Here is a 26,915-nt window from a genome sequence, read left to right on the forward strand (position 1 = left end):
TGCGTATCGCCGGCGCTCTATGCGTGACGTTGCGTAATTTCAGTTGATTAATGTTTAACATACTGAAAGACTTCGATTCGTGGTGTGGGATCGCGTGGCCGCAGCCGTAACGGGGCGACGCTCGTGGCTGTTCGCACTGGGTGCCCTCCTGCTTGGCATCGGCTTCATGGCGGTCGTCGGCGCTAACGCCGCCGCCGGACAGGCGCCGCTATCGGTGCCGTCCGGTTCAGATTCGGCCAGGGTCGACGCCGTGGCCCGCCAGTTCCCCGGGGGTGACCGCGCTCCGCTGATCCTGGTGGTGAGCCGCTCGGACGGCGCTGCGCTCGGCCCGGCCGACGTCACCGCCGCCCAAGCGGCCGGCGACCGCATGCGGGCCGCCGCAAAGGCGGATGGGGCGATCGGAGCGGCGCCGGCGCAGGTGTCGGGCGACGGCAAGGCGGCCATTGCGGTGGTGCCCGTCAGCGCCAACCTGTCGGGACTCAGCCTGAGCGGCGTGGTCGCCAACCTGCGCAAGGCCGCCTCCACCGGCCTGCCGGCGGAGCTGCAGGCCCACGTCACCGGCGGCCCGGCGTTCGGCGCCGATATCGCCGGCGCGTTCACTAATGCGAACGTCACCCTGCTCGCGGTGACGGCGTCGGTGGTGGCGCTGCTGCTGATCGCCACCTACCGTTCCCCGGTGCTGTGGCTGGTGCCGCTGCTCGTGGTCGGGTTCGCCGACCGGGTCGCGGCGGCGGTGGGTACCGCGGTGGCGTCGCTGACCGGGCTCAGCTTCGACGGCGCCACCTCCGGGATCACCAGTGTGCTGGTCTTCGGCGCGGGCACCAACTACGCGCTGCTGCTGATTTCCCGCTACCGGCAGGAGCTTCGGCGCCATAGCGGTCATCGAGAGGCCTTGCACCGCGCAGTGCGGATGGCCGGGCCTGCGATCGTCGCCAGCAACGCCACCGTGGTGCTGGCGCTGCTCACCTTGCTGTTCGCCTCGACCCCGAGCACGCGCAGTCTGGGCGCGCTGGCGGCATGCGGACTCGTGGTCGCCGCGGTGTCGGCTCTGGTGATACTGCTACCGCTGCTGGCGCTGTGCGGCCGGCGGTTGTTCTGGCCCTTCATTCCCCGCCCGGAGGACACCCCAACCGCGGATTCCGGTGCCTGGCACCGCGTCGGGGACTGGGTGAACCGGCGTCCGGCGCTGGTCGCGACGGTTGCGATCGCGGGTCTGGCGGCGCTGTCCACCGGCCTCCTGGGCACGCGCATCGGCTTGTCCCAGACCGAACAGTTCCGGGTCCACGCGGATTCGGTGTCCGGCTACGACATTGTGGCCGCCCACTTTCCGGCCGGCCTGGCCAACCCCACGCTGGTCATCGCCCCCACCCTCTCGCGGGTGCCGCAGGCCATCAGGGCGACCCCCGGCGTGGTATCGGCGACTGATTCCGGCCGCTCGGCGTCCGGGTTGACGAAGTGGTCGGTGATCATCGATGCGCCGCCGTCCTCCGATCGCGCGTTCAATACCATTGCCGCACTGCGTGATACGACCAAGTCGGCCAGCCCCGCGGCGCTGGTGGGCGGGGCCGATGCGCAGGCGCTCGACGTCCGCAACGCGGCCACCCACGACCGGCATGTGCTGATCCCGGCGATCCTCGCGGTCATCCTGGTTGTCCTCTATGTCCTGCTGCGGTCGGCCCTCGCGCCGCCCACACTGCTGGCCGCGACGATTCTCGGGGCACTGGCCGCGCTCGGCATGGGCGGCTGGGCCAGCAGCCACGTCTTCGGGTTCCCGGCGCTGGACAACAGCACCCCGCTGTTCGCGTTCCTGTTCCTGGCCGCCCTCGGCGTGGACTACACCATCTTTCTGGTCACCCGCGCCCGCGAGGAGTCCGCGCAGCGCGGCGCACGCGCCGGGATGGTCGCCGCGGTGTCGGCCACCGGCGGCGTCATCACCAGTGCGGGAATCGTTTTGGCCGCAGTCTTCTGCGTGCTCGGTGTGTTGCCGTTGATCGTGCTGACCCAGCTGGGAATCATCGTCGGCCTCGGCATCCTGCTGGACACCTTCGTGGTCCGCACACTCGTCATCCCCGCGCTGTTCGCCCTCATCGGTGACCGTATCTGGTGGCCCGCCGAACCGGAATCTACCAAAGCCGTTGCAGCACAAGCCGAAGATCAACATGAAGGGAGCATCCCGTGAACAGGTCAACGCTGGCCGCGACAAGCCTCGCCGTCGCCGCCGCCGCCGGGTCCGGAAGCATCGCGAGCGCCGACGCCGTTTCCGACTGGTATGCGCGGCTCCGCAAGCCGCCGTATCAGCCCCCCAACGCCGCCTTCCCGGTGGCATGGACCACCCTCTACGGCGACATCGCGGTCACGTCCGCGGTGGCCATCGACCGGTTTCGGGCGTCGGGACAACAGGACAAAGCGCGCCGCTACGCCGCAGCGCTCGGCGTGAACCTCGTTCTCAACGCCGCATGGAGTTGGCTCTTCTTTCGTTTCCACAAACTCGGCGCCTCGGCGGCCGGTGCCGTCGTGCTGACAGCCAGCAGCGCCGACCTCGCGCGCCGGGCCGCGCAAGCCGACCCGCGGGCCGGACTGGCCCTGTCGGCGTACCCACTGTGGTGTTCCTTCGCGACCGCCCTCGCGACCCATGTTTGGCGGCTCAACCGCTGAGGAAACCATCGGATCATGCCGACCCTCTTATGGTTTCGTCGCGACCTGCGGTTGGGTGACCATCCGGCGCTGAATGCCGCGGCCGATGACGGGGAAGTCCTCGCCTGTTTCGTGCTCGATCCGAAGCTCGAGGCTTCCTCCGGCCGGCGGCGACTCCAGTTCCTGGGTGACTCGCTGCGACAGCTGCGTGACGACCTGGGTGGCCGGCTACTGGTGACCCGTGGGCGGCCCGACAAGCTGATCCCGCGCATCGCCAAGGAGATCGGCGCATCGGCCGTGCACATCTCCGAAGATTTCGCGCCCTACGGTAAGCGCCGTGACGAACGGGTCCGTGCCGCACTGGATTCCGTTCCCCTGGTGGCCACCGGGTCGCCGTACCTGGTCTCGCCGGGCCGGGTCACCAAGAAGGACGGCTCCCCCTACCAGGTGTTCACTCCGTTTCTGCGCCAATGGCGCGAGCGCGGCTGGCGGGTACCGGCGAAATCGGGCGCCGGGTCCGCTCGCTGGCTCGATCCGGCGCAGCTGCGGATCCAACAAACCGAGATCCCCGATCCGGGCGCCGCGCTCGACGTTGCCGCCGGTGAGGCGGCCGCCCGCCAGCAGTGGAAGTCGTTCGTGGACAACGGGTTACAACGGTACGACGAGGAACGTAACCGGCCCGACCTGAACGGCACCAGCCGGATGTCGGCGCACCTGAAGTTCGGCACCATCCATCCCCGCACCATGGTCGCCGACCTCGACCTCCGTCACGCCGGAGCGCAGGCGTATGTGCGCGAGTTGGCGTTCCGCGACTTCTACGCCGACGTGCTGCATCACTGGCCGGCCAGCGCCTGGCACAACTGGAACAGCCAGTTCGACGGCATCCGTACCGACACCGGCGCCGAAGCGAAACGCCGCTTCGAGTCCTGGAAGGCCGGCGAAACCGGTTTTCCGCTGGTGGACGCCGGCATGCGTCAACTGCGCGAGACCGGCTTCATGCACAACCGGGTACGGATGATCGTCGCCTCGTTTCTGGTTAAAGACCTGCACCTGCCCTGGCAGTGGGGCGCCGAGTGGTTCCTGGATCAGCTGGTCGACGGCGACATGGCAAACAACCAGCACGGGTGGCAGTGGTGCGCGGGCTGCGGCACCGATGCCGCGCCGTACTTCCGGGTGTTCAACCCGACCACCCAGGGCGAAAAGTTCGACCCGTCCGGGGATTACATCCGGCGATGGGTGTCCGAGCTGCGCTCGGCCGACGATGCGCACCTGCGCAAGGGCGAACGGCCGGCCGGCTACCCGGCCCCGATCGTCGACCACGGCGCCGAGCGCGCCGAAGCGCTGCGGCGCTATCAGAGCATCTGACCCACGAGACGGACGCACTTCGCTCAGCAACGAATTGTCGCTTGCGTGAATGTTTGCTCAATCGCCTACCCCGGAGCTGTTTGGCATGCAATTATCAGCCGATTCGCAGTTGTCAAGCCGCTCGGGAGGCACCAATGACACACTTCATCGTTCGGACGTTGCTGGTCTCCGGTGCCGCCGTGGGGTTGCTGGCGGGCGTTGACGCCTGTTCGTGTTCCGTCGGCTCGTCGCACACGGTCAGCAAGAGCGATGTCGCCGGCCAGATCACCTCCAAGATGACCGACGCAGCCGGCAACAAGCCCGATTCGGTGAACTGCCCGAACGATCTGCCGGCCAAGGTTGGGGCGCAACTCAATTGCGAGATGAAGGTCAAGAACCAGACCTTCAATGTCAACGTGACCGTGACCAGCGTTGACGGCAAGGACGTCAAGTTCGACATGGTGGAGACGGTCGACAAGAACCAGGTCGCCAGCATCATCAGCAACAAGCTGGCCCAGCAGGTGGGCAGAAAGCCGGATTCGGTTACCTGCCCCGACAACCTGAAGGGCGTTCAGGGCGCGACATTACGGTGCCAACTCGTCGACGGCACCGACAAATACGGCATTGCGGTGACCGTCACCAACGTCGACGCCGGCGACGTCAACTTCGACTTCAAGGTCGACGACCATCCCGAACCGGCCTCCTAGCGGTGACCGCGAGCGCAGCGCAGCCGGGCGCTGCGGGTCACCGCCATTTGCCTAGCGGGCGGCCTTCTTGCGCTCGATGTCGGCCAGCGCGGCGGCCAGTTCCGCCCGCTGGGCGGCCGAGCTCTCCCAGGCGAGCTGGCGGTTCTTGACCACCTTGGCCGGCGCACCGACCGCGATCGAGTAGTCGGGGATGACACCGCGGACCACCGCGTGTGACCCCAGCACGCAGCCGCGGCCGACGGCCGTGCCGCGCAGCACCGTCACCTTCACCCCCACCCAGGTGTCGGGCCCGATCCGCACCGGCGACTTGACGATTCCCTGGTCCTTGATCGGCAGGTTGATGTTGTCCATGCGGTGGTCGAAGTCGCAGACGTAGCACCAGTCGGCCATCAGGACCGAATCGCCGAGCTCGATGTCGAGGTAGGCATTGATGACGTTGTCGCGGCCCAGCACCACTTTGTCGCCGAACCGCAGCGAACCTTCGTGCGCGCGAATGGTGTTCTTGTCGCCGATGTGCACCCACCGGCCGATCTCCAGCTGCGCCAGTTCGGGCGTCGCGTGGATCTCCACGTCCTTGCCCAGGAACACCATCCCGCGGGTGATGATGTGCGGGTTGGCGAGCTTGAACTTCAGCAGCCGCCAGTAGCGCACCAGGTACCAGGGTGTGTATGCGCGGTTGCGCAGCACCCATTTCAGCGAGGCCAGCGTGAGGAACTTGGCCTGACGTGGGTCCCGCAGGTTCGATCCACGCCAGCGGCGATGGACCGGCGCACCCCACATGCTCGTCATGGCCGGACAGCCTAGCGCGCCGAGTCAGCGAACTGGGAACCGCGGGCAATCCGCCAGAGCCGAGTCGCCACGGGTTACCCTCACCTGTACTCACTGGCCGCTCATGCCGAACGCCCCGGGGAAGGATCTGGGAATCGAGGTGCTTGACCGACATCTCCCGCGTGGGCTTCGGCGTTGCTCATCTGCGCTGCTGGCGGCCGTGATCGCGGTGGGGCTCGGCGGTTGTGCCAACACCGACTCGTGGGTGGAGGCGTCGGCCGCGGCCGGCTGGCCCGCGCAATACGGCGACGCCGCCAACAGCAGCTACACCGGCACCAACGGCGCCACCAAGCTGTCGCTGCGGTGGACGCGCTCGGTCAAAGGCAGCTTGGCGGCGGGCCCGGCGCTGAGCGCGCGCGGCTATCTGGCGCTCAACGCGCAGACTCCGGCCGGATGTTCGCTGATGGAGTGGGAGAACGACGACAACGGCCGGCAGCGCTGGTGTGTGCGGCTGTTTCAGGGCGGCGGCTTCGCGGGCCCCCTGTTCGACGGGTTCGACAACCTCTACGTCGGCCAGCCCGGCGCGTTCCTCTCCTTCCCGGTGACGCAGTGGACGCGGTGGCGGCAGCCGGTGATCGGAATGCCCGCAACCCCAAGGTTTCTCGGGCACGGGCAGCTGCTCGTCGCGACGCACCTGGGCCAGGTGCTGGTTTTCGAGGCCCACCGCGGCGTGGTGGTCGGCAGCCCGATGGATCTGGTTGAGGGCGTCGATCCCACCGACGCGACGCGCGGGTTGGCCGATTGCGCGCCGGCCCAGCCTGGCTGCCCGGTGGCCGCCGCACCCGCCTTCTCGCCGGCCAGCCAGATGGCGGTGCTGGGCGTCTGGCAGCCGGGCGCCCCGGCCGCGGGGCTGGTCGGGCTGAAGTATCACCCCGGGCAGACGCCACTGCTGTCGCGGGAGTGGACCAGCGACGCCATCGGCTCCGGTGTCATCGCGAGCCCGGTGCTGTCGGCCGACGGGTCGACCGTCTACGTCAACGGCCGCGACCAGCGACTGTGGGCACTGCACGCCGGCGACGGGAAAGTGAAGTGGTCGGCGCCGCTGGGGTTCCTGGCGCAGACGCCACCCGCGGTCACGCCTGAGGGCCTCATCGTGTCGGGCGGCGGCCCCGACACCCGGTTGGTGGCGTTCAAGGACGCGGGCGATCACGCCGATCAGGCGTGGCGCCGCGACGACGTCGTCCCGCTGTCGTCATCGAGCCTGGCCGGCGCGGGTGTCGGCTACACGGTCATCGGCGCCGCGGCCGCGAACGGCGCACCCGGCATGTCGGTCCTGGTCTTCGATCCCGGCAATGGCCACACGCAGGGGACCTATCCGCTTCCGGCCGCCACCGGATATCCGGTCGGGGTTTCGGTCGGCACCGATCGTCGGGTGGTGGCCGCCACCAGCGACGGTCAGGTGTACGGCTTCGCGCCGGCCTGACCGATAATCGTCGGGTGCCAACCGCCGACGCGCCTCGCGGCCGGCCCGCCGACCTCGCCGCGACCCTCGTCCTGCTGATCCTGCACGCATGCTTGTTCGGGGCGACGTTCGGCCTGCTCGGCCTGCTGGTCATGGCAACCGACCCGTGCGGCTCGGTGAAGTGTGGCGACCCTGCGTGGATCGAACGGGCCATGACGCTGGCGACCTTGGGCGGCGGCGCCGTCTTGCTCCTCGACGCGGTGGTGGCGGTTTATCTCCTCAGCCGGCGCCGACGGGCATTCTTTGTCCCGATCATCGGTTGCCTGGCACAGGTCGGGCTCACGGTCGGCGCCGTGGCAATGGAGTTGCAGGCCGGCCCCGTCTAGGCGTCAGAGGGCCAGCGGCGGGATGGCGTTGCGGGGCACCTGGGCCTGGACCGCCCCGGCAAACGCCGGCAGCATTTCACCGGGTGCGAAGTAGAAGATCAGCTGGTCGTCGGTGATGGCGAAGTTCTGATAGTGCGTCGGGTCGTGCCCGGTCGAGGGCAGAATGGCTGCGCCCAAAGGGGTTTGGCGCTCCAGGTCGCGCTGCACGAATGGGAAGATGCTGTCCAGCGGCGTGGTGCCCGGTGCAAACAGGTTGTCGAACGTGATCGGCTGCTTTGTCCCGAGGTTGTAGTTGAACGCCTTGTACCAGACCGAGGGGTGCGCTCCGCCGAGGTCCTGGAAGAACTTGAGCACCACGCTGCGGGTGCTGTGCGGCGGCTGACCGGCGCTGCGTTGCTCGGTGGTGGCCTCCAATTGGTAGGGCTGGTCGCGCGAGCCGGAACTCTGTGCGACGTTGACGAAACCGTCCCGGTTTTGCGTGATGTAGTCCGTCAGCACTTGCTCGTCGGGATAGTCGGCGGGGAACGCCATGTTGAGCGTGTAGGTCGGGCCGGTGGCGCGCACGCGACACATCTGGCCGTCCTCGATGGTGCCGCCCAAGCTGGCACACGACGGCGGGGCTGCGGCCGCCGGCCAGCCCAACAGGGCCACCGATGTGAGCACCACGGCCGCTATCAGATAACGCATTCTTCTATTGTCCTTGCGGGGTAGGCGGGGGCTGGGCGCCTGGCAGAGCGATCGCACCAGAGTACCCGGCGCTATCGCGACGCACGGCAGACGAACGCCGTCGCGCGACCGGCGGCCCGCGACCCGATGCGGGTGATGACCACCGACAGGGGCCGGGCACCGCGCAGCCGCATCCGTCGCCGCAGCGCATCGGGGTCGACCCGCACACCGCGAACCAGGACCTCCAGCGTCCCGCAGTCCAGGGCCGACAACGCCTGGCGGAGCCGTCGCTCATCGAACGCCAGCTGCTCGAGCACCTCGAAGCCCCGGACCGCTGACGGCAGCTCATCCCCCGACAGGTAGGCGATGTCGGGATCGAGTTGCCACAGCCCGTGCCGCGCGCCGTAGTGGCGCACCAGCCCGGCCCGGACCACCGCGCCGTCCGGGTCGACGATCCACCGCCCGGCCGGCCGCACCGGGCAGTCGTCCGGGTCGGTGTCGGTTATCTGCTCGCCGCGATCGAGGACACTGGCTCGCCGGCGGACGCCCCGCTGCGCCAGTCCGGCCGACCACAGGCACGCTTCGCGCACCGAACCGCGATACGACGTCACCTCGATCTCACCGCCGAAGCCGAGTCGGCTCACTTCATCGAAATCTATTCCGGGAGCGCACTTTACGACGAGATCGCGGTCCGGGTAGGTGCCGATCAACGCGCCCAGGCCGGGACGGTAGTCATCGACGCGGAAGCGGCGCCGCCCGCCGCCACGTCGCGCCGGGTCCACGAGCACCGCGGCATCGCGGGTCACCGGAGCCAGCGCGTCGGCACGGCAGAGGTGCGCCGCCTCCCCCAGGTTGTGCCGGGCCATCGCCAGCCGCACCGGATCGAGGTCGCTGCCCACCGCCCGGACCCCCACGTGGCGCAGCGCGGCCAATTCGGTGCCGATCGAACAGGTCGCGTCGTGCACGACGACTCCCGCCTCGGCCAGCCGCCTGGCGCGGTGCAAAGCCACCGGGGCCGCGGTGGCTTGCTGCAGCGCCTCGTCGGTGAACAGCCAGTTCGACACCGGAATGTCGGTGCCCAGCCCGCCGAGTTTGTCGGCCGCGCGCCGGCGCAGCAACGTCGTCTCCACCAACACCGCCGCCCGGTCGCCAAACCGGGCCCGCACCGCGGCGATGTCCGCGACCCGGGTGGCGTCGGTCAGCTCGAGCTCGGCGACCGCCGCCAGCGCCGCGGCGCCCGACTCCGACCGCAGATAACGGACGTCCCCGACACCGAAGGTGAGACCGTCACTCAGGAGGGCTTGACCCCGGTGATCATCACGTTGTAGAACCAGCCCTTCGGCGCCACGTGCCGCAAGACATTGGCGTCCAGCCAACTCAGCGTCTTCCAGCTGTTGAACGCAAGCCTTGCCCAGCCCCAGCCGAGCCGCCCGGGCGGCACCGCGCATTCGAACGTGCGCATCGGCCAGCCCAGCATCGCGGCGGTGAATTCCACTGTGGCCGTTTGCACTTCAGCCGCCCCGGCGTTGCCAGCCATCCGCTCCAGGTCGCCCGGTGTGAAGGTGTGCAGGTCGACGAGGGCCTCCAAGGCCGCGGCGCGGGAGGATTCGTCGAGTTCTGCCTGCGGTCGCCGCCAGCCGTCCAGACCGGGCAACTTGGTGACGTTGGTCGCGACGCGCCAGGTCAAAGTGGACAACGTGCGGGCGTAGGTGTCGCCAACGGCGGTCGGCTCACCGGCGAAGACGAACCGGCCGCCGGGCCGCAGCACCCGGACGACCTCCCGCAGCGCCAGCTCGACATCGGGGATGTGATGGAGCACGGCGTGTCCGACCACCAGGTCGAAGGTGTTGTCCTCGTACGGGATTCCCTCGGCGTCGGCGACCCGGCCGTCGATGTCCAGCCCCAGTGACTGCCCGTTGCGGGTGGCGACCTTGACCATCCCGGGCGACAGGTCGGTCACCGACCCGCGCCGGGCCACCCCGGACTGGATCAGGTTGAGCAGGAAAAACCCTGTGCCACAGCCCAGTTCGAGGGCCCGATCGTACGGCAGCTCCCGCAGCACCTCGTCGGGCACGATGCCGTCGAAGCAGTCCCGGGCGTAGTCCACGCAGCGTTGGTCATAAGAGATCGACCACTTCTCGTCGTACGACTCGGCTTCCCAGTCGTGGTAGAGGACCTGGGCCAGCTTGCTGTCATGCCGCGCGGCTTCCACCTGCTCGGCCGTGGCATGCGGGTTGGGAACGGCATCGGTCGAACTCGTCGTCATGAAGGGCAGCCTAACGGGCGCCGGATTCGGAGTCCTCTTCACCGGCCTGACCAGCGGCGAAGACGTCGACGTAGCGGCGCCGCTCGGCGGCGCCCCGGTCGGCCGAACTCAGCTCGAACACGTCGTTGATGCCGGCCTTGGCGGCGGCCAGCGCGTGTCGCGGGCCATCGAGGAAGCGGCGTGCCCACCCCGCGGCGGCGTCGTACACGTCGTCGGGGGCCACCATTTCGTCGATCAGGCCCAGCGCCAGCGCCTCCTCGGCGTCGAAGAACCGGCCGCTGAACACCAGTTCCTTGGCCCTGCTCGCCCCGGCAGCGCGGGTCAGGCGGGCCATGCCGTCGCCGCCGGGGATCAAGCCGGCCAGGATCTCGGTCGCGCCGAACTTCACGTTGTCACCGCCGACGCGCCAATCGGCGGCCAGGGCCAGCGTGAGCCCGGCGCCCAGCGCGTATCCGGTGATCGCCGCGACCGTCGGCTTCGGAATGCCCGCCACGGCATCGATGGCTTGCTGCCGCGCCCGGGCCGCCGTCTCGGCCTCCGGCGCGGTCAGCGTCCGCAGCTCCGGCATGTCGTCGCCGGCCGAGAAAATCTCGTGGCCACCGAACAGGATGACCGCGGCCACGTCGTCGCGCTCCCCCAACTCGCCGGCCGCCGCCACGATCTCCCGGTAGACCTGTCGGGTCATCGCGTTCGTCGGCGGCCGCGACAGCAGCAACATGGCCAGGCCGGCATCCCGCGAGCCGTCACTGACCACCGTGCTGACGAACTCGCTCAATGCCGCCACCCCATCCCGCCGGCTTCGCGTGCCTGGTGGTAGCGGTCGGAGTCGAAGAACTCGAAGACCCAGTTGTCGCCCTGGATCTCGATGTGCGGCTGCACCGGCACGATCTGCCGCTCGACGGCCAGCACGTCCGCGACGGTCCGTCCGGCCAGCGAGTCCAGCTGGGTCCACGTCGGCGGCAGCAGGAAACAGCGGCCGGTGGAGAAGTCGTCGATGGCGGCCTGCGGCGTCGTCCAGCCGGCGTGGTCGGATTCGGTGTTCTCGCCGTCGGCCCGCTGCCCCTCCGGCAGGGCTCCCACAAAGAAGTAGGTGTCATAGCGGCGGGTGCGCTCGGCTTCGGGGGTGACCCAGTTGGCCCACGGCCGGAGCAGGTCGGAGCGCAGCTCCAGGTTCTCGCGGCGCAGGAAATCCGCGAACGACAACGTCCCGTCGGCAAGCGCGCGGCGGGCGTCGGCGTACACCGAGGCGTCGCCGACGATGCCATCCGGATCGCCGGCCGGACCCGCGAACAGCACCCCCGATTCCTCGAACGTCTCCCGGGCCGCGGCGCAGACCAGCGCTTCCGCCAGGTCGGGCTCGATGCCGAAGCGCTCCGCCCACCAATGGGGCGGCGGGCCGGCCCATGCGATGTCGGCGTTGCGGTCGCGGTCATCGACGCCGCCGCCGGGGAACACCATCGTGCCCGCGGCGAACTCCATCTTGGCGTGCCGGCGCATCAGGAAGACGGCGATACCGCCCGGGTCATCGCGGACCAGCATCACCGTCGCCGCCGGGCGCGGGACCAGCGGGGGCTGCTCGGTTGGTGACGTCATAGCTGCCTCCGATGTGCTGCGCGGGTGCGGACGCGCCGGGCGAAATAGCGCCCGTCGACGACGTCGAGGGCGATCGACTGGCCGAACGCGGTGGACAGGTTCTCGGCGGTCAGCACGTCGGTCAGCAACCCAGCGGCGACCACCTGCCCTTCGGACAGCAGCATGCAGTGGCTGAAGCCGGGCGGGATTTCCTCGACGTGGTGGGTGACCAGCACCAGCGCGGGGGCATCGGGATCGGCGGCGAGGTCGGCCAGCCGCGCCACCAACTCCTCACGCCCGCCCAGGTCCAGGCCGGCGGCCGGTTCGTCGAGCAGCAGCAGTTCCGGATCGGTCATCAGCGCACGGGCGATCAACACGCGCTTGCGCTCGCCTTCCGACAGCGTTCCGTAGCTGCGGTCCGCGAGGTGTTCGGCGCCCAGGCTTTCCAGCATGTCGGTGGCCCGGCGGTAGTCGACGTCCTCGTAGCGTTCCCGCCAGCGGCCCAGCACCGCGTAGCCGGCGGAGACGACCAGGTCGCGCACCACCTCGTCGGTGGGGATGCGTTGCGCCAGCGCCGACGAGCTCAGCCCGATCCGGGAGCGCAACTCCGACACGTCCACCCGGCCCAGCCGCTCGCCGAGCACGAAGGCGACACCCGACGAGGGGTGCTCGGCCGCCGCCGCGATCCGCAGCAGCGACGTCTTGCCCGCCCCGTTCGGGCCGACGATGACCCAGCGCTCGTCGAGTTCGACCGCCCAATCCAATGGCCCGACGAGGATTTGGCCGTCGCGCCGCAGCGACACGTTCCTGAAGTCGATCAGCAGATCGGGGTCGGCTGCCTCGCTTCCGTCTTCGGACACCCGACCATCGTGCCGTACCGCGGCGGCCCGATACCTGCCGGGTCGCTACGACTCAGGCGGGATTTCCACCCGGCGGACCTCGCCGTCCACCGCGTCGGCGGCCTCGATTTCGCCGCGCGTCACGCCCAGCAGGAACAGCACGGTGTCCAGGTACGGGTGGCTCAGCGAGGCGTCGGCCACCTCCCGCAACGCCGGCTTGGCGTTGAACGCCACCCCCAGCCCCGCCGCGGCCAGCATGTCGATGTCGTTGGCGCCGTCGCCGACGGCGACGGTCTGCGCCATCGGCACCCCGGCCCGCTCCGCGAAGTCCCGCAGCGCCGTGGCCTTGCCGGCGCGGTCGACGATCGGGCCGACGACTCGCCCGGTGAGTTTGCCGTCGACGATCTCCAGCTCGTTGGCGGCGACGTAGTCCAGCATCAGCTCCTCGGCCAACGGCTCGATGATCCCCCGGAAGCCGCCGGAAACCACACCACAGTGAAAACCCAACCGCCGCAACGTCCGCAGCGTGGTCCGGGCCCCGGGCATCAGCTCCAGCTGCTCGGCGACCTCGTCGATCACGGTGGCGGGCAGACCCGCCAGGGTGGCCACCCGCTGTTCGAGCGACTGCGCGAAGTCCAGCTCGCCCCGCATGGCGGCCTCGGTGATGGCGGCGACCTTGCCCTCGGCACCCGCGCGGGCGGCCAGCATCTCGATGACCTCGCCCTGCACCAGCGTCGAGTCCACGTCGAACACGATCAGCCGTTTGGCCCGCCGCTCCAGGGTGTAGTCCTCGACCGCCACGTCGACGCGCTCCTCGGCCGAGACCTGGTTCAGGGCGGTCCGCAGCGCGGCGTCCGATCCCGGCGGCACGGAGACCCGTAGCTCCAGGCCGGTCACCGGGTAGTCGGAGACACCGCGGATGAGGTCGATGTTGACCCCCAGGCCGGCCACCGCCCGGGCCACCGCGCCGAACGCGCCTGCGGTGATGGGCCGGCCCAGGACGAAAATGGTGTGGGTCGAGGGATCCCGAATGATCGGCACGTCCTCGCTGCGCTCGATGCTGACGTCGAGGCCCACCCCGCGGATCGCCGTTTCGACGTCACGGCGCAGCTCGGGGCCGTCGGCGACGTCCGCCGGACAGCACACCAGCACGCCGAGCGTCAGACGGTGCCTTATCACCACCTGTTCGACGTTGAGCAACTCGACACCATGCCGGGAGAGCGCCTCGAAAAGGGCCGACGTGACGCCCGGTTGGTCGACTCCGGTGACGGTGATCAGCACCGACACCTTCGGTGTGCTCACTCGCGATAGCCGCCTATCAGGCCATCAACTGCGCACGTTGACGTCGTCCAGCCTGGTGACGTCCTTGTCCGACGGCCCGTGAGCACGGCCCACGTGCGCCTCGGCGCGCAGCCGCTCCACCATGTGCGGGTAGTGCAGCTCGAAAGCCGGGCGCTCCGAACGGATCCGGGGCAGCTCGGTGAAGTTGTGCCGCGGCGGCGGGCAGCTGGTCGCCCACTCCAGCGAGTTGCCGTAGCCCCAGGGGTCGTCGACGGTCACGACCTCGCCGTAACGCCAGCTCTTGAAGACGTTCCACACGAACGGGAACATCGACGCGCCCAGGATGAAGGCGCCGACCGTCGAGGCGATGTTGTACGGCTGGAAGCCGTCCGAGGGCAGGTAGTCGGCGTAGCGGCGCGGCATACCCATATCGCCCAACCAGTGCTGCACCAGGAAGGTGGTGTGGAAGCCGATGAACGTCAACCAGAAGTGCAGTTTGCCCAGCCGCTCGTCGAGCAGCCTGCCGGTCATCTTGGGGAACCAGAAGTAGACGCCCGCGAACGTGGCGAACACGATCGTTCCGAACAGCACGTAGTGGAAGTGCGCGACCACGAAGTAGGTGTCGGTGACGTGGAAATCCAGCGGCGGGCTGGCCAGCATCACCCCGGTCAGACCGCCCAGCAGGAAGGTCACCAGGAAGCCCACCGAGAACAGCATCGGGGTCTCAAAGGTGAGTTGCCCCTTCCACATCGTGCCGATCCAGTTGAAGAACTTGATCCCGGTCGGCACCGCGATCAGATACGTCATGAACGAAAAGAACGGCAGCAGAACGGCTCCGGTGGCGAACATGTGGTGCGCCCACACCGCGACCGACAGCGCGGCGATCGACAGCGTCGCGTAAACCAGGGTGGTGTAACCGAAGACCGGCTTGCGGGCGAACACCGGGATGATCTCGGTGATGATCCCGAAGAACGGCAGCGCGATGATGTACACCTCGGGATGGCCGAAGAACCAGAACAGGTGCTGCCACAGCAGGACCCCGCCGTTCGCGGCGTCGTAGACGTGGGCCCCTAGATGTCGATCGGCGGCCAGCCCGAACAGCGCGGCGGTCAGGATCGGGAACGCGATCAGGATCAGGATCGACGTCACGAGGATGTTCCAGGTGAAGATCGGCATCCGGAACATCGTCATGCCGGGCGCGCGCATGCACACCACGGTGGTGATCATGTTGACCGCACCCAGGATGGTGCCCAGACCGGCGACGATCAGGCCGGTGATCCACAGGTCTCCCCCGGCGCCGGGTGAGTGGACGGCGTCGGACAGCGGCGTGTAGGCCGTCCAGCCGAAGTCCGCGGCCCCACCCGGGACGATGAAGCCGGCCGACGCGGTCAGACCGCCGAACAGGAACAGCCAGAACGAGAAGGCGTTCAGTCGCGGGAACGCCACGTCGGGTGCGCCGATCTGCAGCGGCAGCACCAGGTTGGCGAACCCGAAGACGACCGGTGTGGCGTACAGCAGCAGCATGATCGTGCCGTGCATGGTGAACAGCTGGTTGTACTGCTCATTCGACAGGAACTGCAGTCCCGGCGCGGCCAGCTCGGTGCGCATCAAGAGGGCCATCAGTCCGCCGATGAAGAAGAAGACGAAGCAGGTGACCGTGTACATGATGCCGATCATCTTGTGATCGGTGGTCGTGATCAGTTTGTAGACGAGGTTCCCTTTGGGGCCGGTCCGGTCCGGGTACGGACGAACGGCCTCGAGTTCTCCCAAGGGGGGCGCTTCGGCTGTCAACAGCTTCTCCAAACATCCGGATAGGACAGGGGCCCAAAACAGAGCTGACACGAATCTTAACCGCCGATCATGCCGACGTCAGGGCTGGTCCTACAAACTGTCGTAATTGGCTCGGCGGAGCGGCGTGTCGTTTCGGTGCGCCGGGCGCGGAGCTGGCGGATGTTAGCGTCTGACGCGTGCTTTTCGGCGTGCCCCGACCCGCGTCGCTGCGCGCGGCCGCCGCGCTGGCGGCGGCGGTCGCCGTCACGTGCAGCGGTTGCGGATCCGGCAAGCCCGGCGCCAAGGCACCGACCCCCGCGCTGGTCACACCCACCACGCAGATCGCGGGTGCGGGCGTCCTCGGAAACGACCGCCACCCGGACGAGTCGTGCGCGCGGGATGCCGCGGCGGCCGATCCGGGGCCGAAGACGCGGCAGGCTCACAACGCGGCCGGCGTCACTCCGGACGTGGTGCAGGTGCCGGCGGAGCCGCAGCGCATCGTGGTGCTGGCCGGCGACCAGCTCGACGCCCTGTGCGCCCTTGGCCTGCAGTCGCGGGTGGTCGCCGCGGCGCTGCCGGACGGATCGTCGAGCCAGCCCGCCTACCTGGGCAGCGCGGTGCACGGCGTGCCCGGCGTCGGAACCCGCAGCAACCCGGACCTGGCCGGCATCGCGGCCGCCCACCCCGACCTCATCCTGGGATCGCAGGGGTTGACGCCCAAGCTGTATTCGCAGCTGGCCGGGATCGCCCCGACGGTGTTCACCGCGGCGCCCGGCGCGGCCTGGGAGGACAACCTGCGCGGGGTGGGAGCCGCGACGGCGCGCGGCGGCGCGGCGGACGCGCTGCTCAACGGCTTTTCGCAGCGGGCCAGCGACGTCGGTGCCAGGCACGACGCCTCCCATTTCCAGGCGTCCATCGTGCAGCTGACCACCGACACGATCCGCGTGTACGGCACCAACAACTTCCCGGCCAGCGTGCTCGGCGCCGTCGGGGTGGACCGGCCGGCGTCCCAACGGTTCACCGACAAGACGTACATCGAGATCGGCGCCACCGACACCGACCTGGCCAAGAACCCGGACCTCTCCGCAGCGGATGCCGACGTCGTCTACGTGTCATGTGCGTCACCCGCGGCCGCCCAGCGCGCCGCCACGGTGCTGGACAGCAACCCGTGGCGCAAGCTGTCGGCCAACCATGACAACCGGGTCTACGTCGTCAACGACGAGGTGTGGCAGACCGGCGAGGGCCTGATCGCGGCCCGCGGCATCGTCGACGACCTGCGCCTGGTGAACGCCCCGATCAATTAGCGGCCGGGCGGCGGCTACCCGCCGCCCTAAGGTGACAGCGAGCGGCCACGATTGGCCCCGGAACATTACCTTAGCTAAACTTTTTAGGACGCAACCATTCAAGAGGGATATCAATGAGCACCGTTTCGGCCTACGCCGCCACATCGGCAACTGAACCACTGACCAAGACCACCATCGAGCGGCGCGACCCGGGACCGCACGACGTGGCGATCGACATCAAGTTCGCCGGCATCTGCCACTCCGACATCCACACGGCCAAAGGCGAATGGGGCGTACCGAATTACCCCGTGGTCGTGGGCCACGAGATCGCCGGCGTGGTGACCGAGGTGGGCTCCGCGGTCACCAAGTACAAGGTGGGCGACCACGTCGGGGTGGGCTGCATGGTGAACTCCTGCGGTCAGTGCAGCAGTTGCCGGGCCGGCCTCGAGCAGTACTGCAAGAAGGGCGCGACCTTCACCTACAACGCCATCGACAAAGACGGCACGACGACGCAGGGCGGCTACAGCCAGGCGATCGTCGTCGACGAGAACTTCGTCCTGCGCATCCCCGACTCGCTGCCGCTGGACAAAGCGGCGCCGCTGCTGTGCGCGGGCATCACGCTGTTTTCGCCGCTGCGGCACTGGAAGGCCGGCGAGGGCACCCGGCTGGCGATCATCGGCCTGGGTGGCCTGGGGCACATGGGCGTGAAGCTGGGCGCGGCGATGGGCGCCGAGGTGACCGTGCTGTCGCAGTCGCTGAAGAAGATGGAAGACGGCCTACGGCTGGGCGCCAAGCATTACTACGCCACGGCCGACCCCAACACCTTCAAGAAGCTGCGCGGCAGCTTCGACCTGATGCTGAACACCGTCTCGGCGAACCTGAAACTCAACGACTACCTCAACCTGCTCGACGTCGATGGCACGCTCGTCGAATTGGGCATCCCCGAGCACCCGATGGAGGTGGGGGCGTTCGCGCTGGCGTTGGCGCGGCGCAGCCTCTCCGGGTCGAACATCGGTGGGATCGCCGAAACCCAGGAGATGCTGGACTTCTGTGCCGAACACGATTTGACGCCCGAAATCGAGCTGATCGACCCGGACTACATCAACGAGGCCTACGAGCGCGTCCTGGCGAGCGACGTTCGCTACCGATTCGTCATCGACATCTCGAAGCTATGAGGCAACCTCTGACGGTTGTTCGGGCGCGCAGTCACGGGCGATGACCTCGGCCGCCTCCGCGTGCTCGTCGTCGGGAACGACCTCGCTGACGTCGATGCCGGCCAGCGGCCATCCGGCCGCGGCCAACGTGGCGGCCACCCGGATGATGTTTTCCTTGCCGGCGTCGAACTGCGTCATGTCGGAAATGAATTCGGCGATCTCGTCGCGATCGATCGGGTGATCGACGGTCTCCGGAGACCCTTCCTTCGCGGTGATCTCGCGCACCACCTCCCGGATCTGGTCTTCGGTCAGCGGTGTGCTGCGCAGCAAGGCCATCAACGGCACGCGGTCCGGGCCGGGAACGCCGTCCGGGTAGCCGACCTGCAGCCACCGAATCACTGAACGGCAGAAATGGTGGCGGTGATCCTTCTCAGGGGAGGCGGGTTTCGTCACCAGAACAGTGTCAGGGCAGTGGCATCACCCGCGCTAGCGAGCCGTCGCTCCGTCCCCACAATTCATATGCCGTTCATGGCCCGAACACGTCCAGCTCGGGCGCGACCCGTGCGGTTAGAGGCCGAGTTTGTCGTCGCCGATCCCTACCATCGAGGCGTGCTCAAGGCGCTCGTCGTCATCCCACTGGCCTGCGGGCTGTTCGTCGGCGTCGTCGAACACAGCCCCGGGATGGGGTTTGCGGCGTTCTACGTGATGCTGCTGCTCGAGGTGCTCGTCGGCTGGTCGACGAAGCGTCAATGGCCGCGCGCGGGGCGCGCCGACGCGACCATGCGCGCGATCGACGGCATGGACGGGGTCGAGTTCGAGGGCTACGTGGCCACCCGCCTGCGCCGGGCCGGCTGGCGGGTCAAGTTCACCCCGACGGTCGGGGACTACGGCGTCGACCTGATCGCAGACAAGGACGGCCACTCGGTGGCGGTCCAGTGCAAGCGCTACGGCAAATCGGTGGGCGTCGCGGCCGTCCAGCAGGTGGTCTCCGGCGCCCGCCACCATGGGTGCGCCAGGAGCATCGTGGTGAGCAATCGGGAATTCACCAGGGCCGCAAAGCAATTGGCGCACACCCATGGTTGCCAATTGATCGGCCGCAAAGTCCTGCAGGCCTGGGTGCCACCGCCCGCACAGGCCGCTGAAACTCCGGCGGGAAGAAAATCGGCCCAGCGGGTGTCTGAATAGGAGATCGGGCCGGCCCCAGTCCCTCCCCCCCGACGGTGCGGCCGGCCCGATTCTGAAAACAACCTGCGGCTTTAGAAGTCCCAGTCCTCGTCTTCGGTGACGACGGCCTTGCCGATCACGTACGACGACCCCGACCCGGAGAAGAAGTCGTGGTTCTCGTCGGCGTTGGGTGAGAGCGCCGACAGGATCGCCGGGTTCACGTCGGTCTCGTCGCGCGGGAACAGCGCCTCGTAGCCGAGATTCATCAGCGCCTTATTGGCGTTGTAGCGCAGGAACTTCTTGACGTCCTCGGTCAGCCCGACCTCGTCGTAGAGATCCTGGGTGTACTCCACCTCGTTGTCGTAGAGCTCGAAAAGCAGCTCGTAGGTGTAGTCCTTGAGCTCGGCGCGCTTGGCCTCGTCGACCAGCGCCAGCCCACGCTGGTACTTGTAGCCGATGTAGTAGCCGTGCACGGCCTCGTCGCGAATGATCAGCCGGATCATGTCGGCGGTGTTGGTCAGCTTGGCCCGGCTCGACCAGTACATCGGCAGGTAGAAGCCGGAGTAGAACAGGAAGCTTTCCAGCAGCGTGGAGGCCACCTTGCGCTTCAGCGGCTGGTCGCCCTTGTAGTACTGCATGACGATCTCGGCTTTGCGCTGCAGGTTGGGGTTCTCCTCCGACCAGCGGAAGGCGTCGTCGATCTCGGCGGTCGAGCACAGCGTGGAGAAGATGTTGCTGTAGCTGCGCGCGTGCACCGACTCCATGAAGGCGATGTTGGTGTAGACGGCTTCCTCGTGCGGGGTCAGCGCGTCGGGGATCAGGCTGACCGCCCCCACCGTGCCCTGGATGGTGTCCAGCAGCGTCAGCCCGGTGAACACCCGCATGGTCAGCTGCTTCTCGCCGGGCGTCAGCGTTGCCCACGACGGAAGGTCGTTGGACACCGGCACCTTCTCGGGCAGCCAGAAGTTTCCGGTCAGCCGGTCCCAGACCTCGGCGTCCTTTTCGTCCTGCAGCCGGTTCCAGTTGATCGCCGAAACGCGGTCAATCAGCTTCATGTTTTCGGTCACCAGAACCCCACTTCACACGCCGTTTTTCCTGAGGGACGTCAGGCTCCAAACACTACCCCTGGGGTACGACAACAAAGCGGAACACAAGAACTTGTGTTTGCGTGTCGCGGACATACCCCGCGTTCACTTTCACTCCCCCAAGTATTACGCGTTCGTCGCGTAATGGGGCCGAAGGCTCAGCCGCTACCCAAGAGCCACCGCTCGATGTACCATTTGGTACATGTTTACCGAAGACAGTGTCGAGATCGATGCACCGCCGCAGCTGGTGTGGGATGTCTTCAGCGACGTCGAGCACTGGCCCGACTGGACCGCCTCGGTGACTTCGCTGGCTGGACGGGACGGTTCCGCCCTCGCCATCGGCAGGCGGTTCGCGATCAAGCAGCCCGGCATGCAGAAGCTGGTGTGGACGGTCACCGAGCTCGATCCGGGCACCTCCTGGACCTGGGTGCAACGCTCCCAGGGCGTGAACGTCACCGCTCGCCACTATGTGACCGCCCGACCCGACGGCGGCACGCTCGTGCGCCAGGAACTCGACCAGCGCGGCGCACTGGGCGCTCTCGTCGCGAAGCTGATGGTCAAGAAGACCAAGCGATTCCTCGAACTCGAGGCTCAAGGACTCAAGGCCCGGTCTGAGCAGCTCAGCCGCGCCAATGGCTCGCACTCCTGACCTACAGCGGCGCCGACAGCTGCTCGATGCGCTCTTCGACGAGTTCGCGGCGGGCGGCGTTGGTGGCCGTTCGCTGCGCGAAGTGGCTGCGGCGGTCGGCACGAGCCATCGAATGCTGTTGCACCACTTCGGTTCTCGAGAAGGCCTGCTGATGGCGATCGTCGAGGAGGCCGAGCGACGCCAGATGGCTGTCGTCCCCGGGCTGCCGACGAATCCGGCCGAGGGCTTCGCCGCTATGTGGGCCGACCTTCGCCGACCCGAGCTGCGCCAGCTGGAACGCCTCTTCTTCGAGTGCTACTCGCGTGCGGCCCAAGGCGAGAAGCCGTTCACGCACATGATTCCCGGCGCCGTCGACGGATGGCTGCGCGAGGTCGAAGTTTCCGCCGACGTTCCTTACGATGCCGCAATGGCAAGACTCGGGCTTGCCGTGACTCGTGGCCTGCTGCTGGATCTCGTGGCCACCGACGACGAGGCCGGCGTCGACGCCGCCGCGAAGGCCTTCGTCAGCCTGCTAGGCGGGGACGGCCTTGCGGCCGGCACGTGAGCCCACCCCGAAGAACTGGTACTCCTCGGGTTTGACCGCGCGGGTGTCCCGCCAGTACTCCCAGGTGTAGCCACCCCACAGCACCGTGTTCTTGCCGTGTTCGTCGAGATACCAACTGGCGCAACCACCGCTGTTCCACACCGACGGCCCCAGCCTGCGCTGTAACTCATCGTTGAACCTGTCCTGCGCGGCGCGCGTCGGCGCCAGCGCCTGCACGCCCAGCTTGTCGCAGGTCTTGATCGCGCTGGCGACGTAACGAATCTGGGACTCGATCATGAACACCACCGAGTTGTGCCCCAGGCCGGTGTTCGGCCCCAGCAGGAAGAACAGGTTGGGCATGTCCGCGACGGTGATGCCGCGGTGGGCGGCGATGCCCTCCCGGTTCCAGCGGTCCACCAAGTCCTCACCGTTGTGGCCCTTGATCTGGACGTAGGTGTAGGAGTCGGTGACGTGGAATCCGGTGCCGTAGACGATCACGTCGACCTCGCGCTCCTTACCGTCGGCGGTGACGATCCCGTTGGGCGTGATCCGCGCGATGTGATCGGTGATCAGTTCCGTCTTCGGATCCGCGACCGCGCGGTAATAGGTGGAGGAGTTCAGGATTCGCTTGCACCCGATGCGATAGTGCGGGGTCAGCTTGCGACGCAGTTCACGATCCTTGACCGACCGGCGGATGTTGTACTTCACGTACGCCTCGATGAACTTCAGCGCGTCGGGACGCTTGGTCATCCCGACGGCCAGGGCCTCTTGGCCCCAGTAGATCGCGATACGCGCCAGCGCCCGCAGCCCGGGGATGTTCGCCATGGCGCGCCGCAGCGCCACGGGAATCTCGGGGTTGGAGCGCGGCACCACCCACGGCGGAGTGCGTTGGTAGAGCTGAAGTTCGGCCACCTGCCCGACGATCTCCGGCACGATCTGGATCGCGCTGGCGCCGGTCCCGATCATCGCCACCCGCTTGCCGGTCAGGTCGACGCTGTGGTCCCATTCCGCGGAATGGAAAGCGGGACCGCGGAATTCGTCGCGGCCCTCGATGTCGGGAATAGATGGGATGTGCAGCGCGCCGGCGCCCGAGATCAGGAACTGCCCGACGTATTCGCGGCCGTCTTTGGTGAAGACGTGCCAGCGGTGCTCGTCGTCGTCCCAGTGGGCTCGATCGACGTGCGAATTGAACTCGATGTACCGGCGCAGTCCGTATTTCTCGGTGACACCCTTGAGGTAGTCCCAGATCTCGGGCTGATAGGAGAACGGGTTCTTCCAGTCGGGCTTCGGCTCGAAGGAGAACGAGTACAGGTGAGACGGGATGTCACAGGCGCAGCCGGGGTAGCTGTTGTCGCGCCATGTGCCGCCGACGTCCTTGAACTTCTCCAGGATGACGAAGTCCACGCCCTGCTGCTGCAGCTTGATCGCCATTCCCAGGCCGGAGAACCCGGTCCCGATGATGATGGCGCGGGTGTGCACCGGTTCGTGCGCCGGAGTTGTCGGCTCGGCCTGTGTCATGGCATCGGTCATAGCGGTCTTTCTTTCGAGATCAGCTCGGACGTTCGCTGCCGTCCAGCCGCGGCAAATACCCAGTACCCAGGGTATCGGATGGCACCGAGTGTTGACGATCGCCGGAACGATGTCAACGTGCCAAAGGTCCTCAACTCGCCGCAGAGTTGCTAGGCACCGCGCTGTGGACCGGCTGATCGGGGTCCATCGTGATGCCGAGCGCCTCAGCGGTGCCGACGATGACCCCCACCATGATCGTCGTCAGATGGGCGACGAACTGGTCGCGCGGCATGCGGCGCGCGCTCTGCGGGTCGGGACCCAGCCACCATTCGGTGGCCGACGCGGCCGAGCCGAAAGCGGCATGCCCGGCCAGCTCGAACGCCGCATGATCGAGTTCCATTTCGCGCAACTCGTTGTCGAAGAGGTCGGCCATCGCCAACGTGATCCCGCGGCCCTCGTTGAGGATCTGGGGGCTGGCCGCGGAGCGGCCCTGGATGAAGACCCGCAGCACGTTAGGGTGCTGGTCGACGAGGCCGACGTACTCGTCGACGGCGCGCCGGATCACCTCGCGTGCCGAATCGGTCTTCAGGTCGACCGACGGGAAGATCGCCGCCCACAGCATGTCGCGCAGGCGCTCCCCGATCGCCTGGAACAGATCGGACTTGTCGTGGAAATGCCGGTAGATCTTCGGCTTGGCGGTACCGGCCTCCTCGGCGATCTCCCGCACGCTGAGCTCGGGACCCAGGCGGTCGATGGCGCGGAAGGCCGCATCCACGATCTCGCCACGCACCTTCTTGCGGTGTTCGCGCCAACGCTCGCTGCGCGCGTCGACCTTCACCCCAGGCGGTTTGACGCTGGGGTGGGGTGGTCGCGGAATTCTCACCACGTCAAGCACCATACCCCTCCGGGGCCGCCGTGAGCCCGCTGACCTGGGCAGACTGCGCGCCAGGACCCGGCGCGGCGGTCAGAGCATGCAGGACACGCAGCCCTCGACCTCGGTGCCCTCCAAAGCCATCTGCCGCAGCCGGATGTAGTAGAGCGTCTTGATGCCCTTGCGCCAGGCGTAGATCTGCGCCTTGTTCACGTCGCGGGTGGTGGCGGTGTCCTTGAAGAACAGCGTCAGCGACAGCCCCTGGTCCACGTGCTGGGTGGCCGCGGCGTACGTGTCGATGACCTTCTCGTAGCCGATCTCATAGGCGTCCTGGAAGTACTCCAGGTTGTCGTTGGTCATGTAGGGCGCCGGGTAGTAGACGCGGCCGATCTTGCCTTCCTTGCGGATCTCGACCTTGCTGGCGATCGGGTGGATCGAGCTGGTCGAGTGGTTGATGTAGGAAATCGACCCCGTCGGCGGGACGGCCTGCAGATTCTGGTTGTAGATGCCGTGCGCCTGAACCGATTCCTTGAGCCGCTTCCAGTCGTCCTGGGTCGGGATCCGAATCTCCGCGTCGGCGAAGAGCTGACGCACCTTCTCGGTCTGCGGCTCCCACACCTGTTCGATGTACTTGTCGAAGAACTCCCCCGACTTGTACTTCGACCGCTCGAAACCGCCGAACGCCCTGCCCCGTTCGATGGCGATGCGGTTCGACGCCCGCAGCGCGTGGTAGAGCACGGTGTAGAAGTAGATGTTGGTGAAGTCGATGCCTTCCTCGGACCCGTAGAAGATGCGCTCGCGGGCGAGGTAGCCGTGCAGGTTCATCTGTCCCAGCCCGATCGCGTGGGAATCGTTGTTGCCCTGCTCGATTGACGGCACCGACGTGATGTGGGTCTGGTCGCTCACCGCGGTCAGCGCGCGGATGGCCACCTCGATCGTCTGCGCGAAGTCGGGCGAGTCCATGGCCTTGGCGATGTTCAGCGAGCCCAGGTTGCACGAGATGTCCTTGCCCACTTTGGCATACGACAGGTCATCGTTGAACAGCGACGGCGTGGACACCTGCAGGATCTCCGAGCAGAGGTTCGAATGCGTGATCTTGCCCTCGATCGGATTGGCCCGGTTCACCGTGTCCTCGTACATGATGTACGGATAGCCGGACTCGAACTGCAGCTCTGCCAGCGTCTGGAAGAACTCCCGCGCCTTGATCTTCGTCTTGCGGATGCGCGCGTCGTCGACCATCTCGTAGTACTTCTCGGTCACCGAGATATCGGCGAAGGGCAGGCCGTAGACCCGCTCGACGTCATAGGGCGAGAACAGGTACATGTCCTCGTTCTTCTTGGCCAGCTCGAAGGTGATGTCGGGAATCACCACGCCCAGGCTCAGCGTCTTGATCCGGATCTTCTCGTCGGCGTTCTCACGCTTGGTGTCCAGGAAGCGGTAGATGTCGGGGTGATGCGCGTGCAGATACACCGCGCCGGCGCCCTGGCGCGCGCCCAGCTGGTTGGCGTAGGAGAACGAGTCCTCGAGCAGCTTCATGATCGGGATGACACCCGAGGACTGGTTCTCGATGTTCTTGATCGGTGCGCCGTGCTCGCGAATGTTGGTGAGCAGCAACGCAACTCCCCCGCCACGCTTGGACAGCTGCAGGGCGGAATTGATCGATCGCCCGATCGACTCCATGTTGTCCTCGATGCGCAGCAGGAAGCAGCTCACCGGTTCGCCGCGCTGCTTCTTGCCCGAGTTCAAGAACGTCGGGGTGGCCGGCTGGAAGCGGCCGTCGATGATCTCGTCGACCACCTTTTCGGCCAGGCCGGTGTCGCCGGCGGCCAAGGTCAGCGCCACCATGACCACGCGGTCCTCGAAGCGCTCCAGGTAGCGCTTACCGTCGAACGTCTTCAGCGTGTAAGAGGTGTAGTACTTGAACGCGCCGAGAAACGTCGGGAACCGGAACTTCTTCGCGTAGGCGCGGTCCATCAGCGACTTGACGAAGTTGCGCGAGTACTGGTCGAGAACCTCACGCTCGTAGTAGTTCTCGCGGATCAGGTAGTCGATCTTCTCGTCCTGATTGTGGAAGAAGACCGTGTTCTGGTTGACGTGCTGCAGGAAGTACTCACGGGCGGCCAGCACGTCCTTGTCGAACTGAATCTTGCCGTCGGCGTCGTACAGATTCAGCATCGCGTTCAGGGCGTGGTAGTCCGTCTCGCCCGGTAGAGCGTGAGCGCCGGACGTTACAGGCTCTGCAGTGACGGTTGGTGGCACGTCTGTTCCTTCCAAAAATCAGCCAGGCCCGCGCGGACGGCTTCCACGTCGTCCGGGGTTCCCATCAGTTCGAAGCGGTAAAGGTAGGGCACGCCGCATTTGCGTGAGATCACGTTGCCCGCGTAGGCGAATTCGGCGCCGAAGTTGTTGTTGCCCGCGGCGATCACGCCGCGGATCAACGACCGGTTCTGCTCGTTATTCAAGAATGCGATGACCTGCTTGGGGACATAGCCACCGGCATTGAGATCCGGGGTGGCCCGGCCGCCGCCGTACGTGGGCAGTATCAGCACGTACGGCGCGTCGACCTCGATACGGCCGTGCAGCGGTATCCGCGTGGCGGGAACGCCCAGCTTCTCCACGAAGCGGTGGGTGTTCTCCGACACGGAGGAGAAATACACCAGGTTGCGCTGCGTGCTGTCCATGGCACCGCAACCTCCTTCTTACCTAACGTCCGTCTAAGCGCTGAGCGCCGATTCCGCGAGCCCCTTGATGCGGTCCGGCCGGAACCCGGACCAGTGGTCGTTTCCCGCCACCACCACGGGGGCCTGCAAGTAACCCAGTGCCATCACGTAGTCACGCGCCTCGTTGTCCAGCGTGATGTCGACCTTCTCGTAGCCGATGCCCTGTTTGTCCAGGGCCTTGAACGTGGCGCTGCACTGCACGCATGCCGGCTTGGTGTACACGGTGATGCTCATAGAAGCCGCTCCTTTGCGGAAGGTGGGA

27 protein-coding genes are annotated in these 26,915 nt (G+C 67.3%); 11 read left to right on the top strand and 16 right to left on the bottom strand.

All coding sequences use genetic code 11. The features are described 5' to 3' along the window. Nucleotides 1-79 precede the first annotated feature (79 nt). The 4 genes from AWC17_RS19755 (at nucleotide 80) to AWC17_RS19770 (ending at nucleotide 4,685) form a co-directional block, all read left to right on the top strand. Entirely contained in the window at nucleotides 80-2,179 is a 2,100-nt protein-coding gene (locus AWC17_RS19755) for an MMPL family transporter (RefSeq protein WP_085164991.1), read from the top strand. Then, on the top strand, nucleotides 2,176-2,655 hold the full coding sequence (locus AWC17_RS19760) for a TspO/MBR family protein (protein ID WP_046186339.1): 480 nt from the start codon (nucleotides 2,176-2,178) through the stop codon (nucleotides 2,653-2,655). The genes AWC17_RS19755 and AWC17_RS19760 overlap by 4 nt, the downstream gene beginning before the upstream one ends. Nucleotides 2,656-2,670: 15 nt before the next feature. Then, complete coding sequence (locus AWC17_RS19765; protein WP_046186340.1) at nucleotides 2,671-3,999, top strand: cryptochrome/photolyase family protein; 1,329 nt, start codon at nucleotides 2,671-2,673, stop codon at nucleotides 3,997-3,999. A 134-nt stretch (nucleotides 4,000-4,133) separates the two neighbouring features. Beyond that, on the top strand, nucleotides 4,134-4,685 hold the full coding sequence (locus AWC17_RS19770; protein ID WP_046186341.1) for an anti-apoptotic protein: 552 nt from the start codon (nucleotides 4,134-4,136) through the stop codon (nucleotides 4,683-4,685). Nucleotides 4,686-4,736: 51 nt separating this feature from the next. Here the strand turns inward: AWC17_RS19770 and AWC17_RS19775 are convergent, their stop codons facing one another. Further along, complete coding sequence (locus AWC17_RS19775) at nucleotides 4,737-5,474, bottom strand: acyltransferase (protein ID WP_046186342.1); 738 nt, start codon at nucleotides 5,472-5,474, stop codon at nucleotides 4,737-4,739. 103 nt (nucleotides 5,475-5,577) lie between these two features. On the opposite strand from AWC17_RS19775, the gene AWC17_RS19780 reads away from it, so the two are divergent. Together AWC17_RS19780 and AWC17_RS19785 are read left to right on the top strand one after the other, a co-directional pair. After that, on the top strand, nucleotides 5,578-6,936 hold the full coding sequence (locus tag AWC17_RS19780) for an outer membrane protein assembly factor BamB family protein (protein WP_372517403.1): 1,359 nt from the start codon (nucleotides 5,578-5,580) through the stop codon (nucleotides 6,934-6,936). Further along, a complete protein-coding gene (locus tag AWC17_RS19785) occupies nucleotides 6,933-7,301 on the top strand; it encodes a DUF6264 family protein (RefSeq protein ID WP_046187083.1) in 369 nt (122 codons plus the stop codon). Before AWC17_RS19780 ends, AWC17_RS19785 begins: the two co-directional genes overlap by 4 nt. Before the next feature lie 3 nt (nucleotides 7,302-7,304). Here the strand turns inward: AWC17_RS19785 and AWC17_RS19790 are convergent, their stop codons facing one another. The 8 genes from AWC17_RS19790 to ctaD all read right to left on the bottom strand — a co-directional run bounded on the left by AWC17_RS19790 (nucleotide 7,305) and on the right by ctaD (nucleotide 15,716). Continuing rightward, nucleotides 7,305-7,988 (bottom strand): esterase, encoded by a 684-nt coding sequence (locus AWC17_RS19790; protein WP_046187082.1) that lies wholly within the window; start codon nucleotides 7,986-7,988, stop codon nucleotides 7,305-7,307. A gap of 71 nt (nucleotides 7,989-8,059) precedes the next feature. Further along, nucleotides 8,060-9,301, bottom strand: a complete 1,242-nt coding sequence (locus tag AWC17_RS19795) for a class I SAM-dependent methyltransferase (RefSeq protein ID WP_085165004.1) — start codon at nucleotides 9,299-9,301, stop codon at nucleotides 8,060-8,062. Further along, nucleotides 9,259-10,233, bottom strand: a complete 975-nt coding sequence (locus tag AWC17_RS19800; RefSeq protein WP_046186836.1) for a class I SAM-dependent methyltransferase — start codon at nucleotides 10,231-10,233, stop codon at nucleotides 9,259-9,261. Before AWC17_RS19800 ends, AWC17_RS19795 begins: the two co-directional genes overlap by 43 nt. Before the next feature lie 10 nt (nucleotides 10,234-10,243). Then, nucleotides 10,244-11,008: an enoyl-CoA hydratase gene (locus AWC17_RS19805; RefSeq protein ID WP_046186840.1), complete on the bottom strand. Its 765-nt coding sequence runs from the start codon at nucleotides 11,006-11,008 to the stop codon at nucleotides 10,244-10,246. Beyond that, a complete protein-coding gene (locus AWC17_RS19810) occupies nucleotides 11,005-11,826 on the bottom strand; it encodes an NUDIX hydrolase (RefSeq protein ID WP_046186837.1) in 822 nt (273 codons plus the stop codon). Before AWC17_RS19810 ends, AWC17_RS19805 begins: the two co-directional genes overlap by 4 nt. Continuing rightward, nucleotides 11,823-12,665 carry an ABC transporter ATP-binding protein gene (locus AWC17_RS19815; RefSeq protein ID WP_046186838.1) on the bottom strand — a complete coding sequence of 281 codons (843 nt, stop codon included), beginning with the start codon at nucleotides 12,663-12,665 and terminating at the stop codon, nucleotides 11,823-11,825. The genes AWC17_RS19810 and AWC17_RS19815 overlap by 4 nt, the downstream gene beginning before the upstream one ends. 45 nt (nucleotides 12,666-12,710) lie before the next feature. Continuing rightward, complete coding sequence (serB, locus tag AWC17_RS19820) at nucleotides 12,711-13,946, bottom strand: phosphoserine phosphatase SerB (RefSeq protein ID WP_047321686.1); 1,236 nt, start codon at nucleotides 13,944-13,946, stop codon at nucleotides 12,711-12,713. A 24-nt stretch (nucleotides 13,947-13,970) separates the two neighbouring features. Next, on the bottom strand, nucleotides 13,971-15,716 hold the full coding sequence (gene ctaD, locus AWC17_RS19825; RefSeq protein WP_046187041.1) for an aa3-type cytochrome oxidase subunit I: 1,746 nt from the start codon (nucleotides 15,714-15,716) through the stop codon (nucleotides 13,971-13,973). Nucleotides 15,717-15,892: 176 nt separating this feature from the next. Between ctaD and AWC17_RS19830 the strand changes: the two genes are divergently transcribed. After that, on the top strand, nucleotides 15,893-16,999 hold the full coding sequence (locus AWC17_RS19830) for an iron-siderophore ABC transporter substrate-binding protein (RefSeq protein ID WP_047321685.1): 1,107 nt from the start codon (nucleotides 15,893-15,895) through the stop codon (nucleotides 16,997-16,999). 113 nt (nucleotides 17,000-17,112) lie between these two features. Next, complete coding sequence (locus AWC17_RS19835) at nucleotides 17,113-18,153, top strand: NAD(P)-dependent alcohol dehydrogenase (RefSeq protein WP_046186926.1); 1,041 nt, start codon at nucleotides 17,113-17,115, stop codon at nucleotides 18,151-18,153. Here AWC17_RS19835 and AWC17_RS19840 read toward each other — a convergent pair. Further along, nucleotides 18,148-18,585, bottom strand: coding sequence for a DUF3349 domain-containing protein (locus tag AWC17_RS19840; RefSeq protein WP_231588702.1), 438 nt, complete (start codon nucleotides 18,583-18,585; stop codon nucleotides 18,148-18,150). The two genes, AWC17_RS19835 and AWC17_RS19840, sit on opposite strands and share 6 nt — an antisense overlap. A 108-nt stretch (nucleotides 18,586-18,693) precedes the next feature. On the opposite strand from AWC17_RS19840, the gene AWC17_RS19845 reads away from it, so the two are divergent. After that, nucleotides 18,694-19,317, top strand: a complete 624-nt coding sequence (locus AWC17_RS19845) for a restriction endonuclease (protein WP_046186928.1) — start codon at nucleotides 18,694-18,696, stop codon at nucleotides 19,315-19,317. A gap of 71 nt (nucleotides 19,318-19,388) precedes the next feature. Here AWC17_RS19845 and nrdF read toward each other — a convergent pair whose 3' ends face one another. After that, nucleotides 19,389-20,363, bottom strand: a complete 975-nt coding sequence (gene nrdF / locus AWC17_RS19850; RefSeq protein ID WP_197083479.1) for a class 1b ribonucleoside-diphosphate reductase subunit beta — start codon at nucleotides 20,361-20,363, stop codon at nucleotides 19,389-19,391. 220 nt (nucleotides 20,364-20,583) lie between these two features. Between nrdF and AWC17_RS19855 the strand changes: the two genes are divergently transcribed. After that, nucleotides 20,584-21,030, top strand: a complete 447-nt coding sequence (locus tag AWC17_RS19855) for an SRPBCC family protein (protein WP_046185816.1) — start codon at nucleotides 20,584-20,586, stop codon at nucleotides 21,028-21,030. Continuing rightward, a complete protein-coding gene (locus tag AWC17_RS19860) occupies nucleotides 21,014-21,574 on the top strand; it encodes a TetR/AcrR family transcriptional regulator (RefSeq protein ID WP_046185817.1) in 561 nt (186 codons plus the stop codon). The genes AWC17_RS19855 and AWC17_RS19860 overlap by 17 nt, the downstream gene beginning before the upstream one ends. Here AWC17_RS19860 and AWC17_RS19865 read toward each other — a convergent pair. The 5 genes from AWC17_RS19865 to AWC17_RS19885 all read right to left on the bottom strand — a co-directional run bounded on the left by AWC17_RS19865 (nucleotide 21,542) and on the right by AWC17_RS19885 (nucleotide 26,887). After that, on the bottom strand, nucleotides 21,542-23,083 hold the full coding sequence (locus AWC17_RS19865; protein WP_046185818.1) for a flavin-containing monooxygenase: 1,542 nt from the start codon (nucleotides 23,081-23,083) through the stop codon (nucleotides 21,542-21,544). The two genes, AWC17_RS19860 and AWC17_RS19865, sit on opposite strands and share 33 nt — an antisense overlap. A 130-nt stretch (nucleotides 23,084-23,213) precedes the next feature. Then, nucleotides 23,214-23,948, bottom strand: coding sequence for a TetR/AcrR family transcriptional regulator (locus tag AWC17_RS19870; RefSeq protein WP_141224691.1), 735 nt, complete (start codon nucleotides 23,946-23,948; stop codon nucleotides 23,214-23,216). Between the two features lie 78 nt (nucleotides 23,949-24,026). Then, entirely contained in the window at nucleotides 24,027-26,192 is a 2,166-nt protein-coding gene (gene nrdE, locus AWC17_RS19875; RefSeq protein ID WP_082123141.1) for a class 1b ribonucleoside-diphosphate reductase subunit alpha, read from the bottom strand. Then, nucleotides 26,162-26,614, bottom strand: a complete 453-nt coding sequence (nrdI, locus tag AWC17_RS19880) for a class Ib ribonucleoside-diphosphate reductase assembly flavoprotein NrdI (RefSeq protein WP_046185820.1) — start codon at nucleotides 26,612-26,614, stop codon at nucleotides 26,162-26,164. Before nrdI ends, nrdE begins: the two co-directional genes overlap by 31 nt. Nucleotides 26,615-26,647: 33 nt before the next feature. After that, complete coding sequence (locus AWC17_RS19885) at nucleotides 26,648-26,887, bottom strand: redoxin NrdH (RefSeq protein ID WP_046185821.1); 240 nt, start codon at nucleotides 26,885-26,887, stop codon at nucleotides 26,648-26,650. Nucleotides 26,888-26,915: the final 28 nt, after the last annotated feature.

This window comes from Mycobacterium nebraskense, assembly GCF_002102255.1.
Taxonomy (GTDB): Bacteria; Actinomycetota; Actinomycetes; order Mycobacteriales; family Mycobacteriaceae; genus Mycobacterium; species Mycobacterium nebraskense.

Excerpts from the sequence above, each read along its gene's own strand:
- AWC17_RS19770 (WP_046186341.1), top strand. The coding sequence starts at position 4,134 with ATGACACACTTCATCGTTCGGACGTTGCTGGTCTCCGGTGCCGCCGTG.
- AWC17_RS19835 (WP_046186926.1), top strand. The coding sequence starts at position 17,113 with ATGAGCACCGTTTCGGCCTACGCCGCCACATCGGCAACTGAACCACTG.
- AWC17_RS19765 (WP_046186340.1), top strand. The coding sequence starts at position 2,671 with ATGCCGACCCTCTTATGGTTTCGTCGCGACCTGCGGTTGGGTGACCAT.
- AWC17_RS19885 (WP_046185821.1), bottom strand. The coding sequence starts at position 26,887 with ATGAGCATCACCGTGTACACCAAGCCGGCATGCGTGCAGTGCAGCGCC.
- AWC17_RS19855 (WP_046185816.1), top strand. The coding sequence starts at position 20,584 with ATGTTTACCGAAGACAGTGTCGAGATCGATGCACCGCCGCAGCTGGTG.
- AWC17_RS19860 (WP_046185817.1), top strand. The coding sequence starts at position 21,014 with ATGGCTCGCACTCCTGACCTACAGCGGCGCCGACAGCTGCTCGATGCG.
- AWC17_RS19775 (WP_046186342.1), bottom strand. The coding sequence starts at position 5,474 with ATGACGAGCATGTGGGGTGCGCCGGTCCATCGCCGCTGGCGTGGATCG.
- AWC17_RS19865 (WP_046185818.1), bottom strand. The coding sequence starts at position 23,083 with ATGACCGATGCCATGACACAGGCCGAGCCGACAACTCCGGCGCACGAA.
- AWC17_RS19790 (WP_046187082.1), bottom strand. The coding sequence starts at position 7,988 with ATGCGTTATCTGATAGCGGCCGTGGTGCTCACATCGGTGGCCCTGTTG.
- nrdI (WP_046185820.1), bottom strand. The coding sequence starts at position 26,614 with ATGGACAGCACGCAGCGCAACCTGGTGTATTTCTCCTCCGTGTCGGAG.
- AWC17_RS19800 (WP_046186836.1), bottom strand. The coding sequence starts at position 10,233 with ATGACGACGAGTTCGACCGATGCCGTTCCCAACCCGCATGCCACGGCC.
- AWC17_RS19780 (WP_372517403.1), top strand. The coding sequence starts at position 5,578 with ATGCCGAACGCCCCGGGGAAGGATCTGGGAATCGAGGTGCTTGACCGA.
- AWC17_RS19810 (WP_046186837.1), bottom strand. The coding sequence starts at position 11,826 with ATGACGTCACCAACCGAGCAGCCCCCGCTGGTCCCGCGCCCGGCGGCG.